The organism is Prauserella flavalba (genome assembly GCF_003202235.1).
Taxonomy (GTDB): Bacteria; Actinomycetota; Actinomycetes; order Mycobacteriales; family Pseudonocardiaceae; genus Prauserella_A; species Prauserella_A flavalba.
On the sequence record NZ_MASU01000013.1, the window covers coordinates 278533 to 290101 of the forward strand.

The 11569-nt window shown below is 72.6% G+C and carries 12 protein-coding genes and 1 riboswitch; of the genes, 5 read left to right on the forward strand and 7 right to left on the reverse strand.

Translation table 11 applies throughout. The annotated features are described in order from the left end of the window. Nucleotides 1–39 precede the first annotated feature (39 nt). The 3 genes from cobO to cobC are packed head-to-tail and all read left to right on the forward strand — an operon-like array spanning nucleotide 40 to nucleotide 2976. Nucleotides 40–642: a cob(I)yrinic acid a,c-diamide adenosyltransferase gene (gene cobO / locus BA062_RS28585; RefSeq protein WP_110342054.1), complete on the forward strand. Its 603-nt coding sequence runs from the start codon at nucleotides 40–42 to the stop codon at nucleotides 640–642. Then, nucleotides 636–1970 carry a cobyrinic acid a,c-diamide synthase CobB gene (locus tag BA062_RS28590; protein WP_110342056.1) on the forward strand — a complete coding sequence of 445 codons (1335 nt, stop codon included), beginning with the start codon at nucleotides 636–638 and terminating at the stop codon, nucleotides 1968–1970. Before cobO ends, BA062_RS28590 begins: the two co-directional genes overlap by 7 nt. Continuing rightward, nucleotides 1960–2976 carry an Rv2231c family histidinol phosphate aminotransferase CobC gene (gene cobC, locus BA062_RS28595; RefSeq protein ID WP_245960053.1) on the forward strand — a complete coding sequence of 339 codons (1017 nt, stop codon included), beginning with the start codon at nucleotides 1960–1962 and terminating at the stop codon, nucleotides 2974–2976. The genes BA062_RS28590 and cobC overlap by 11 nt, the downstream gene beginning before the upstream one ends. Nucleotides 2977–3059: 83 nt before the next feature. Here cobC and BA062_RS28600 read toward each other — a convergent pair whose 3' ends face one another. Genes BA062_RS28600 through BA062_RS28610 form a run of 3 tightly spaced genes read right to left on the reverse strand, consistent with a single transcriptional unit; the run spans nucleotide 3060 to nucleotide 5522 of the window. Next, nucleotides 3060–3818, reverse strand: a complete 759-nt coding sequence (locus tag BA062_RS28600) for an adenosylcobinamide-GDP ribazoletransferase (protein WP_110342058.1) — start codon at nucleotides 3816–3818, stop codon at nucleotides 3060–3062. Nucleotides 3819–3828: 10 nt separating this feature from the next. Beyond that, the gene (gene cobT, locus BA062_RS28605) at nucleotides 3829–4848 is read right to left on the reverse strand and encodes a nicotinate-nucleotide--dimethylbenzimidazole phosphoribosyltransferase (protein ID WP_168214137.1); all 1020 of its coding nucleotides are present in this window, start codon (nucleotides 4846–4848) and stop codon (nucleotides 3829–3831) included. A 44-nt stretch (nucleotides 4849–4892) separates the two neighbouring features. Further along, entirely contained in the window at nucleotides 4893–5522 is a 630-nt protein-coding gene (locus BA062_RS28610; protein WP_110342626.1) for a bifunctional adenosylcobinamide kinase/adenosylcobinamide-phosphate guanylyltransferase, read from the reverse strand. Between the two features lie 36 nt (nucleotides 5523–5558). Here BA062_RS28610 and BA062_RS28615 point away from each other — a divergent pair, with 36 nt between their 5' ends. After that, the gene (locus BA062_RS28615) at nucleotides 5559–6497 is read left to right on the forward strand and encodes a cobalamin biosynthesis protein (protein ID WP_110342060.1); all 939 of its coding nucleotides are present in this window, start codon (nucleotides 5559–5561) and stop codon (nucleotides 6495–6497) included. Here the strand turns inward: BA062_RS28615 and BA062_RS28620 are convergent. The 4 genes from BA062_RS28620 to BA062_RS28635 form a co-directional block, all read right to left on the reverse strand. Next, entirely contained in the window at nucleotides 6491–7282 is a 792-nt protein-coding gene (locus BA062_RS28620; RefSeq protein ID WP_110342062.1) for a CbtA family protein, read from the reverse strand. The genes BA062_RS28615 and BA062_RS28620 overlap by 7 nt on opposite strands. A 12-nt stretch (nucleotides 7283–7294) precedes the next feature. Beyond that, nucleotides 7295–7510, reverse strand: a complete 216-nt coding sequence (locus BA062_RS28625; protein ID WP_110342064.1) for a CbtB domain-containing protein — start codon at nucleotides 7508–7510, stop codon at nucleotides 7295–7297. Nucleotides 7511–7553: 43 nt separating this feature from the next. After that, nucleotides 7554–7640, reverse strand: a riboswitch (adenosylcobalamin (AdoCbl) riboswitch). Nucleotides 7641–7706: 66 nt separating this feature from the next. Next, on the reverse strand, nucleotides 7707–9110 hold the full coding sequence (locus BA062_RS28630) for a Dyp-type peroxidase (protein ID WP_110342066.1): 1404 nt from the start codon (nucleotides 9108–9110) through the stop codon (nucleotides 7707–7709). A gap of 133 nt (nucleotides 9111–9243) precedes the next feature. Then, nucleotides 9244–11103: a LamG-like jellyroll fold domain-containing protein gene (locus tag BA062_RS28635; RefSeq protein ID WP_210407026.1), complete on the reverse strand. Its 1860-nt coding sequence runs from the start codon at nucleotides 11101–11103 to the stop codon at nucleotides 9244–9246. 208 nt (nucleotides 11104–11311) lie between these two features. On the opposite strand from BA062_RS28635, the gene BA062_RS28645 reads away from it, so the two are divergent. After that, a complete protein-coding gene (locus BA062_RS28645) occupies nucleotides 11312–11515 on the forward strand; it encodes a hypothetical protein (RefSeq protein WP_110342070.1) in 204 nt (67 codons plus the stop codon). The last annotated feature ends 54 nt before the right edge of the window (nucleotides 11516–11569 follow it).

Here is an 11569-nt window from a genome sequence, read left to right on the forward strand (position 1 = left end):
CGGGTGCGGGTGTCCCGCAGAGCACAGGAGGGCGGCCTGATGCCGAAGGGTCAACCGGAGGTCGTGCCCAACGACGGGCTCACCACGCGACAGCGCCGCAACCGTCCCATCCTCGCCGTCCACACGGGACCGATGAAGGGCAAGTCCACGGCCGCGTTCGGTATGGCGCTGCGGGCGTGGAACCAGGGCTGGTCGATCGGGGTGTTCCAGTTCGTCAAGTCGGCGAAGTGGCGCGTCGGCGAGGAGGCCGCGTTCCGCGCGCTCGGCGAGAGCGGCCAGGGCGGCCCCGTCGAGTGGCACAAGATGGGTGAGGGCTGGAGCTGGTCGCGCAAGCAGGGCTCCGAGGAGGACCACGCCGAGAACGCGCGCGAGGGCTGGGCGGAGATCAAGCGCAGGCTCGCCGACGAGCGGCACGACTTCTACGTGCTCGACGAGTTCACGTACCCGCTGCACTGGGGCTGGCTCGACGTTGACGACGTGGTGACGACCCTGCGTGAGCGGCCGGGCCGCCAGCACGTGGTGATCACCGGCCGCAACGCACCCGCGGCGCTGCTGGACGCCGCCGACCTCGTCGCCGAGATGACGAAGGTCAAGCACCCGATGGACGCGGGTCAAAAGGGTCAGCGGGGCATCGAGTGGTAGCCCGCGTCGTCATCGCGGCGCCGGGTTCGGGACACGGGAAGACCACTGTCGCGACCGGGCTCATGGCCGCGCTGCGTGCGCGGGGAACGGCCGTGTCGGGGCACAAGGTGGGTCCCGACTTCATCGACCCGAGCTACCACGCGCTCGCGACGGGCTGCCCTCCGCGCAACCTGGATCCGTTCCTGCATGGCGAGGACCGGGTGGTTCCGCTGCTGCTGCACGGTTCCCGTGCCGCGGAGATCGCCGTGATCGAGGGCGTGATGGGTCTGTTCGACGGTGCACTGGGCACGGAGGGCTACGCCTCCACCGCCCACGTCGCGCGGCTCGTGCAGGCTCCGGTGGTGCTGGTGGTCGACGCGAGCGCGGCCAGCCGCAGCGTCGCCGCGACCGTGCTGGGGTTCGCGCGCTACGACCCGGAGATCGAGCTCGCCGGGGTGATCCTCAACAAGCTCGGCTCACAGCGGCACGAGGACGAGATCGTCTCCGCGCTGGCGCCGACGGGCATCCCGGTGCTCGGCGCGCTGCGCCGCACGGACGACATCCACGCCCCGAGCAGGCACCTCGGTCTCGTTCCCGCGGCGGAGCGGGCGACGGAGTCGCAGGCGCTGTTGCCGAAGCTCGCCGCGTGGATCGCCGAGGGTGTCGACCTCGACGCCGTGGTGCGCGTGGCCAGGGCGGCGCCCGCGCTGAGTGGTTCGCCGTGGTCGCCGGACGCGGCCTACTCGGGTCCGCGTGCGGTGGTGGCCGCGGCGGCGGGGGAGGCGTTCACGTTCCGCTACACCGAGACGACGGAGCTGCTCGCCGCGCACGGTGTCGACGTGGTGGACGTGGATCCGTTGCGGGACAAGACGTTGCCGCCGGGGTGCGCGGGCCTGTACTTCGGTGGTGGGTTCCCCGAGGTGCACGCTGAGGAGCTGTCGGCCAACGTCCCGTTGCGGGAGGAGCTGGCCGCCGCCCTGCGGGCGGGGATGCCGGTGGTCGCCGAGTGCGCGGGTCTGCTGTATTTGTGCCGGGAGCTCGACGGGTTGCCGATGGTGGGCGCGCTCGCGGCGTCGGCTCGCATGACGCGGCGTGGTGCGCTGGGCTATCGCACCGCGACGGCTCCGTCGGCGAACCTGCTGGCTGAGGCGGGTGCGCGGGTCACGGGCCACGAGTTCCACCGCACCGTGGTGGAGCCGCGTGGCGGGGCCCGGGCGGCGTGGGAGTGGAACGGCGAGCCCGAGGGCTTCGCCACGGCCACACTGCACGCGTCCTACCTGCACGTTCACTGGGCGGGTCATCCGGAAGCGGCCCGGCGGTTCGCTCAGGCGGTCCATCGTGGACGGTGAGTACGACCTGCTGCACCACGGCGACCGCGAGGTGGGCGACGGCCTCGTCGATCTCGCGGTGAACGTGCGGCTGCCGGAGCCGCCGGAGTGGTTGCGCCGTGAGCTGGCGGCCTGTCTCGCCGATCTCGCGGCGTACCCGGATGCCGGCCGGGCCATCGAGGCGATCGCGGCGCGGCACGGGCGCGACCCGGCCGACGTGCTGCCCACGGCGGGGGCCGCGGAGGCGTTCACGCTGCTGGCGACGGCGTTCGGCGCGCGGAACGCGGCCGTGGTGCATCCGCAGTTCACGGAGCCGGAGGCGGCATTGCGCGCGGCGGGTCACCGGGTGCGCAGGGCCCAGTTGTCGGCCGCCGACGGGTTCGTGCTGAAGCCGGACGCGGTGCCGGCGGACGCAGGGCTGGTGTTCGTCGGCAATCCCACCAACCCCACGTCGGTGCTGCACCCGGCCGCGACGCTGCGGCAGCTGTGCGCACCCGGCAGGCTGCTCGTGGTCGACGAGGCGTTCCTCGACGCCGTTCCCGGCGAGCCGGAAAGCCTTGCGCCGCAACGGCTTCCGGGCGTCGTGGTGGTTCGCAGCCTCACCAAGACGTGGGGTATCGCCGGCCTGCGCGCGGGGTACGTGCTCGCGGAACCCGAGGTGATCGCCCGGCTGCGTGCGGTGCAGCCGCCGTGGTCGGTGTCCACGCCCGCGGCGGTGGCGATGGTGGCGTGCAGTTCTCCTCGCGCCGTGGAGGAGTCCTCGCGGCTGGCCGGCGCCGGTGAGCGGGATCTTGCGGCGCTGGTGAGCGGGTTGCGGGAGCTCGGGGTCGAGGTGGCTGGTGCGCCGAGGGCTCCGTTCGTGCTGGTGCGGGTTCCCGATGGTGCCCGGGTGCGCCTCGCCCTGAGGGAGGCCGGTTACGCGGTCCGGCGCGGCGACACCTTTCCCGGGCTGGATGGTGACTGGTTCCGGATCGCCGTGCGTCATGACATGTCGGGGTTTCTCGCCGCACTGTGTGACCTGTTGTAGCCGGCTACTTCACTCGAACGTGTCTCGAACATGTGTTCGAACATGGCTACGGTGGAGGCATGACCACAACACTTCCGCTTCAGTCAGCCGCTCAGTACCAGCAACGTCGCCGTCGCCGAGGCTTCCACGCACGCGCCGAGCACGTCGCCCGTGATGCCGCCCAGGCGTCGCACGCACCGGGCCAGCAGCGCGCCCGCCACCACGAACCCCGCGAGCACCGACGCTGGCCCCTGCCACCACGGCAGCCCGAGCGCCAGCGCGGAGACCCCGGCGACTACGAGAAAACACAGGCACGTCAACGAGATCGGGGTCGTACCGGCGACGGCGTCGCCCAGCCCGCCGGGGCGCGCGGACGGCACCCCCCGCGCACAGCACAGGGAAAGCGCGGCCCTGCTCGCGAACACGGCGACGACCGCCGCGGCGGGCCCGTGGCCTTCGGCGACGGCACCGCCCAGCGCCGCGCACTGGACGACAAGCACCAGCACGAGGGTCGCGATACCGGCGGGCCCCGAGTCGCCCCCGCGCATGACCTCCAGCGCCCGTTCACGCCCGTCGGAGCCGGGGGAGAGCCGGGTCTTCGCGGCGACGCCGAGGCCGTCGGCGGTGTCGGCGAGGCCGTCCAGGTGCAGGCCCCTGGTGCCGAGCGCGACGGCGCCCACCGCGAGCCCCGCCGTGACGAGCGGCGGCAGCCCGGCGAGGTCGCCGAGCAGCACCATGCCGAGAGCGAGCGCGGCGAGCGGCACGGCGGCGACCGGTGCCAGGAGCATCGCGGTGCCCGCCACCCGGCGGTCGATCCGGCGGGGTGCGGGCACGGGCAGCGCCGTCAGCGTGCCCAGCGCCATCCGGAGGGCGTCAGGCAAGGTCGGCGAGCCGCCCCATCTCGGCGAGCACCGCGCGTGCCCCGCGCAGCACCGGCACGGCCTGCACGGCACCGCTGCCTTCGCCGAGGCGCAGTCCCAGGTCCAGGATCGGTTCCAGCCCGAGCGCCTTGAGGGCGAACGCCTGCGAGGGCTCGGTCGAGCGGTGACCAGCGAGCCACCACTGTGCGGCCTCCGGAGCGATCTCCCTGGCGACGAGTGCTGCGGCGCCGGAGAACACGCCGTCCAGCAGCACCGGAACCCCGCGGACGGCCGCCTGCACGAGGAACCCGGCGGTCGCGGCGGCACACGCGCTGCCGAGCGCGGTGAGCAGTTCGAACGGGTCCCGCACGCGCTCGCCCGCGCGGGCGAGGGCCGCCTCGATCACCGCGATCTTGCGGGCCCGGCCGTCGTCGTCGACGCCCGTTCCGGTGCCGACCACGTCGGGGACGGGCACGCCCAGGGTTGCGGCGACGAGCGCGGACGCGATCGTGGTGTTGCCGATGCCCATGTCGCCGGGGATGAGCAGGTCGGCGCCCGCGTCGATCTCCTCGTCGGCGACGGCGCGGCCGACGGCGAACCCGCGTACCGCCTCGCCGGGGGCGAGGGCGTCGGTGGTGTCGATGGGCTCCGAGCCGCGGCGGACCTTGAACGCGCGGACCTCGGAGGGAACGTCGTCGAGGTCGCCGTCCACGGCGATGTCGAGCACGCGAACGTGCGCGCCCACCTGCCGGGCGAGCACGCTCACGCCGCTGGTTCCGGACAGGAACACCCGCACCATCGCGGCGGTGATCTCGCGCGGGTAGGCGGACACGGCGGCCGATGCCGACACCCCGTGGTCGCCCGCGAAGACGACCACGCGCACGTCGTCGAGCGGGCGGGGTGGGACGGTGTTGTGCGCGGCGCACAGCCAGGCCGCGAGGTCCTCGAGCCTGCCGAGCGCGCCGAGCGGCTTCACGAGGCCGTCGATGCGCTCACGGGCGAGCTGCCGCGCGCTTTCGTCGAGCGCGGGAATGCGTTGGATCTCGGGGGAATCGGCTGTTGCCACGGTGGTGTCTCCTATCTCAGGTCCAGTGCCCGGCCGGCCACCACGAGACGCACGGTGTCCGAATGCGCCGCGACAGCGGTATTGAGGGCGCCGAGCACGTCTCGGAAGATCCGGCCGGACACGGTCGGCGGGACGACTCCGCTACCGACCTCGTTGCTCACGGCGACGACGGGGACCGTCGTGCCCTGCCACACGTCGACGAAGGTCTGCAGGCGTTCGTCGAGGCGTGCCTCCCAGCCGTCCTCCTGCTGCCAGGCGCCGACCTCGTCCAGCACGCGGCTCACCCACGTGCCGAGGCAGTCGATGAGCACCGGCGACCTCGCGTCCCGGAGAGCGCCTGCGAGGTCGGCGGTCTCCACGGTTCGCCACGACACCGGTCGGCGCGCGCGATGCGCCGCGACCCGCGCGGCCCATTCGGGGTCGTCATCGCTAGGAGGGAGGCCTGCCGCGACATAAACGACGTAGGGGTGTCGAGCCATGAGCTGCTCGGCGTGCCGGGACTTGCCCGAGCGGACCCCGCCCAGGATCAACGTCCTGCCGTTGCCCTGGACGCGGCGCCCGTAGCGGCGCAGCAGTGCGGCTCCGGCCTCGAGCCGCGCTGCCGCGGCCTCGGTGAGCCGCCGCCTCGGATCGTTCATCATGGTCGGCATTCTTGCCGACGGGCTAGGGTTCGCGCTGTGCTCCGTTCCCAACATGTCACCGCAGCCGGGATCGTCGCAGGTTACGCGGCTGACGCGATCTTCGGCGATCCGCGGCGAGGTCATCCCGTGGCCGTTTTCGGCCGGGCCGCCGATGCGCTCGAACGGCGCATGTGGGCGGATTCCCGGCAAAAGGGACTCGTGTACGCGGGGGTGTGTGTGGGTGCCGCGGCCGGTGCCGGGGCGGTCGCACAGGCCCTGACCGCCCGCAGGCCGCTGGCCCGCTTCGCCGTCACGGCCGCCGCCACGTGGGCCGTGCTGGGCGGGCGAGGGCTGGCCGCCGAGGGCGAGGCGATGGCGGGCCTGCTCGACTCCGGCGACGTTCCGGCGGCCCGTGTGCGCCTGTCGCACCTGTGCGGGCGCGACGCGACGGAGCTGGACGCCGGCGGGCTGGCGAGGGCGGCGACCGAGTCGATCGCGGAGAACACGTCCGACGCGGTGGTCGCGCCACTGGTGTGGGGCGGCCTCGCCGGGGTGCCGGGCCTGCTCGGCTACCGGGCGCTGAACACGCTCGACGCGATGGTGGGGCACCGCTCGTCCCGGCACGTCCGCTTCGGGTGGGCGGCGGCGCGGGCCGACGACGTCGCCAACCTCGTGCCCGCGCGGCTGAGCGCGGTGGCCGCCGCGGCCGCAGCGCCGCTCGTCGGCGGGCGCCCCGCGCGGGCGCTGCGAGCGTGGCGCCGTGACGCGGCGCGGCACCCGAGCCCCAACGCGGGACCGGTCGAGGCCGCGTTCGCCGGGGCGCTCGGCGTGCGCCTCGGTGGCACCAACAGCTACGGCGGGAGGAGCGAGAACAGGGGCACGCTCGGCGACGGACCCGCGCCGGGGCCCGCGGACCTGCGGCGGTCCGTGCGCCTGTCGCGGCTGGTCGGCTTCGCCGCGCTGGGGTTCGCCGCCGCGGTGGCTGCTCGTCACTGACCTGCCCGCGCGGCGGCCGCCTCGGCGGGCGCGGGGGCGGCCCCGGGCCGCAGCACCCGCTCGGCCAGTGCGCCGAAGGTCAGGCCCAGTGCGGTCCACAGCACGAGCTGCGTCGCCAGCGACGCGGTGCGGAACGTCCACAGCGTCGAGCCGGGGAAGCCGTCCGGCACCTCGTCGATCACCGGCATGAGCCCGGCGGCGACGGCCATCACCACCACGTAGCCGCCCATCGCCAGCAGACCGCCTCGCCACGCGCCGAGCCGGCCCGCGAGCGCGTTGCCGACGCCCACGGAGATGAGCGCGACGGCCAGCGACAGTGCCACGAACGCGAAGTACAGGTTCGTGCGGTCGCCGATCGTTCCGCTCTGGCCGACCGCGGGCGGATTCGCCGGGTACTTCAGGAACGGCACCAGCACCACGACCACGAACCCGCTCGCGGCGAGTAGCGCCGACGTCAGACGTGGCCGGAGCGCGCCGACGCGGCCGTGGAGCACGGCGAACGCGATCGCGAACAGCCCGCCCACCGCGAGAGCGTACGCGCCGACACCGGTGAGCAGGCCGATCGTGCTCTGCGTGCCCCGGCTGACGACTGCCTCCTCGTCGCCGTGGCTGTGCCCGGCGTCGGCGGGTTCACTGTGCTCGTGGCTGTGGGCCGACGTCCCGGCTTCCTCGATGGCGATCGCGGCGTCCACCGAGGGCTCGCCGAAGAAGTAGGCGAAGCCCGTCGCGAGCACACCGGCGACCAGGCCCGCGAGCAACCCGCGGACCAGCAGGGTCCTCATCATGGCCGGCTGCCGTCAGTGGCAGGGGAAGGCCAGCAGGTGCCTGCCGTCGTGCACGAACTCATGGATCAACCCGTTGGTGCCGAACAACTCCACGGCACCGGCCTCCGTGCTCACGAAGAACAACACGAGGAGGGCGAGCACGCCGGCGAAGATCGCCCACGGAGCGATCTCCCGCAACGGGATCCTGGGCTGAACGGGACGCGGGGTGGCGACACTCGCCTGCGACATCGGAAACCTCCTCGGGCTACATGCGGCCCTTCGTGGAACGGTTGCGACGGCGGTGGGTCTGACTCCCGGGCGTACCCGGTCACAGTGGCGCGACCGTGCCGGAATCTCACCGGCTTCCATCCGCCATCGCGCAGCCCACCGAGGTTAAGTTCGGGGGCTCTCCCGTGTCAACGTGATGTGAAAGGCCGCCATCGCCTCACAGATTTCGCAAGAATGCCAAGGAGGGCATGAAGAAGTACTCGCCGCCCTTCATCGTCACCGCCTGTGCCGCCGGGTCCGCGGGCGTTGCTCCGTTCCGGCCCCACGATGGTGCGTACGTGGTCTCCGCGCGTGGTCCCTGTCCGATCACGAGGTCGAGTCCGGGCGGTTTGGTGCCTTCCGGCACGCGCGGGAACTCTGTGTTGTTCGCCCAGATCTGCTGCGTGAACTCGAACTGGTCGCCGAGGTCGGAGTTGAACGCCATGAACAGCAATCCGACGCCGCCCGTCGGCCTCGCCGAGATCGGCTCGTCGCCGTTCGGGTCGTCGGAGCGCTCGCCGTAGGTCTGGCCCCGCCGCGCCATGAGGTGCCCGCGCTCCTCGGCGGGATCCTCGAACCCGCCCGAGCCGCGCGGGTTCGTCTTGCGGATATGCGCGTGGAACGGGCACTTCTGACCCAGATCGTCGCTGTCGTAGCTGAAGTCGTTGCCGACGGGGCTGTGCGAGCCCGGCCCGCTGTTGGACGTGACCGGCGTGCCGTCCTCGAAGCGGCCGACGAGCATGGCACCGGCGCGCTCACGGTCGTCGCCGGTCAGGCCGAGAGCGTCGGCGAGATCGGACTCGGCCTGCTTGAACCTGCGGACGTTCTGCTCCAGCTTGCGGAACACGAAATAGCTTCCGAAGTGGACAGATGGGTCCGGTGCCGCCGGGTCGGAGACGAGCACCTGCCCGAGCGGCGCCGCGGGATCCCACTCGTTGATGCCGTCCGTCGTGTGCTTCTCGGCGTCGATGTCCTCGGTGAGGAACAGCGGCTGGCTGCGGCCGTCGACGTAGCCGAAGTGCTCGATGCCCTCGCCGCGTTCGTTCACTCTGGACAGCCCGGTCTCCTCGCCCAGCACGGTGACCGAGTCGGGCACCAGCCGCAGCACCTCGTTGCGCCGCGCCGTCAGCGCCGCGTCGGTGTCCGCGCCGACGAGCACCACCGCGTCGACCCGGTCCCGGTAGGCGACGTCCCAGCTCGACCGTGGTGGATCGGCGAGTTTCTCGCGGGTCAGCGCGTCGCGCATGCCGCGGCGGAACGACGGGTCGGCCGGTGCGGTGGCGATGCCCAGCGCGTCGTAGCCGGTGCGTGACAACCCCACGCCGACGTAGGGCGTGCCGCGGGCGTGCGCGACCTTGAAGGTCTCCACCTCCACCAGATGTTCTTTCGCCGACTTCATCAATCCGGCGAGGGCGCACAGGAAGCCGCGCGCCTCGCGGGCGTCGTCGAACCGGACAAAGAGGACGGACAGGTGGTCGCGGACGTGTGGCTTGACGATGTTCGGCTGCAGCTCCGCCAGCACGGTCGCCTCGTCGCCCTGGGCGGTCTTCCACGACAGCGGCTTGGTCAGCTCCACGGGCACGGTGAAACTCCCCCTCCCCAGTAACGCGGCGTGCCTGGACTCCCCCCAGAGCGGAAACACCGCGCCTCTGCCGGAAGTCGCACCGGTGCCCGTGGTCGTGTGCCTCAGCGCACGTTTTCACCCGGATGTCGTACTAGCGGGCCGTGAGGAACTGATTCGGCCGCAGCGCTCTCGCCACGATGCGGGTGTCGCCGATCCAGCCGTAGAAACCCTGGCCGTAGCGCTCGGCGAACTGCGTGCCGCCGATCGCGAACGGCTTGCCCAGCGTGGTGATGCCCCTCGACCGCTCCGCCGCGTTGCGGGCGATGCGCGAGCCGTCCACGTAGAGCACCGTGTGCCTGCCATCGTTCACCACCGCCACGTGCATCCACCGCCCGACGGGCACGGCGTGGCTCCACGACGTCGGGTCCGCGTCGACGTCGGTGGGGTAGACCACGAACTGCAGGAACCGCTCGCCGGAGAGGTTGAGGCTGCACGTCGGCTCGTCGTCCGACCAGCCGCTGGTCTTGCCCGCGTCGCCCGCGCGGCCCTCCCAGCTGAGGATGCCCATCCACGCATGGTCGCCCTCGAACGGCTCGGGCAGCTTGAGGAACGTCTCTATCGTGTAGCCGGACTCGAACGTCATCGAGTTGATCGGCGCGTTCGGCGCCGCCCGCAGCACCGCGCCGCGGTCGGGACTCTTCCCGCCGTCGAAGCGCAGGCTCGCGTGCGCGGGCTGGTCGTGATGGTGCTCGGCCGACCACGTGAGCACGTCCGCCGGGCTCGCGTGCAGGCGCTCGGCGGTCAGGTCGTTGCCGTTGCCGGTGAGGTCGCGGGCGACCGTGCCCGGCGCGACCGGCCCGCCGTCGGAGCCCGCCGAGGGCAGGCCCGAGGTGTCGAAGCGCCAGTACGCCACGGTTCCCTTCACGAGCACGTCCCGCGCGGGCCGCGACGGCGGCGGCACCACGGGCGCGAACGACGCGAACCGCTGCTCGAAGTCGATCTCGACGCTGAACCGCTCGCGTTCGTCGGTCAGCTCCACGGTCTCGGCCTCGAGCGGCGTGCGCCCGCGCGCGTCCTTGCCGAGCAGCCACGGCGAGTACGTCGTCACGTCGAGCATGCCGCGTGCCAGGTCGAACGAGTACAGCCGGATCATGCCGGCACCGCCGTAGTAGCGGTCCTGGTAGTTCGTGAGGTGCAGGTGCACGGGGTTGCCGTGGTCGTTGGTGAGCGTGGTCCGCCCGGTCGGCCAGTAGTGCCCGCCGAGTGCGAGGAAGATCTGGTCGTTGCCCCTGATCAGCCCGTCCCACAGCCGCTGCCCGTGCCCGGAGAGCCGGGCCCCGCCGTCTTCCTCGCCCCACACGAGATCGTGGGTGGTGAGGATGGCGGGCAGCTCCGGGTGCCTGCCGAGAACCCCGTGCGCCCAGCGCATCGTCGTGTCGGAGACGCGCCAGTCGAGGGCGAGCAGCAGCCAGCGGCGGCCGCCGCCGGAGAACACGTGGAAGCTGTTGTAGCCGTCAGGCGAGGAGCCGCCGTAGGTGCTCATGCGCGCGAACCGGCGCGGGCCGAACGTCCGCAGGTACGGGGTGTCCCCGCGCTCGTCGTCGGTCCCGCTCACATCGTGGTTGCCTCCGAGCACGCTGTAGGGCAGCTTGCCGTGGATCGCGTCGAAGACGTGGTCGGCCGTGCGCAGCTCGGCCTCGGTGCCGTGCTCGGTGACGTCGCCGAGGTGGGCGAGGAACACGATGCCCGCGTCCTGACGGGTACGCACCACGTGCCGCAGCGCCTCCCGCACGGGCTCGGGGTCCGAGCCGCCCTCGTCGATCAGGTACTGCGTGTCGGGAAGGACGGCGATCGCGAAGCGGGGCACGGTCGCGTCGGCGGGCGCGCCGCCCGCGGCCTCGGCGGGTGTCGCGCCCAGCGACGCGGTGGCGGCGAGGGCGACCGGGGTACCGACGGCGGCCTGCAGCAGCAGGCGGCGGGAGACGTCGGGCGTTCCAGAAGTGGGGTTCACGTCGCCAGCTTCATCACGTGCGCTGGCGCCGCGGTGACGCGCCGCGGAACGAACGGCCACGAACGGGTGATCATCGGGCGCGCCGGAACCCGAGCGTGCTGCCGCACGACTTGCTCGGGCGTCGGACCACACCGGGCCGGTCCGCCCCGCATCGCCACCGGCCCGGTGTCCGCCGACATCCCGGAACCCGCTCTTCGAGGAGGCTTACATGGCCCAGCACATCGCCACGTTCTGCGGCAACTGCAACTGCGGCTGCCCCGAGCTGTTCGTCGACCATGAGGCACCGGAGGACAAGCGCGTCGTGATCACCGACGACTTCGGCCAGCGCATCCAGATGAGCCTCGACCAGTGGCAGGACCTGGTGGCCTCGGCCAAGGCGGGCACGCTCGACCTCCAGCCCCTCCCGGCGTAGCCCCGACCGCAGTGAAGGCCACCTTCACTGCGTTGAACGCAGGCATGGTGGCCT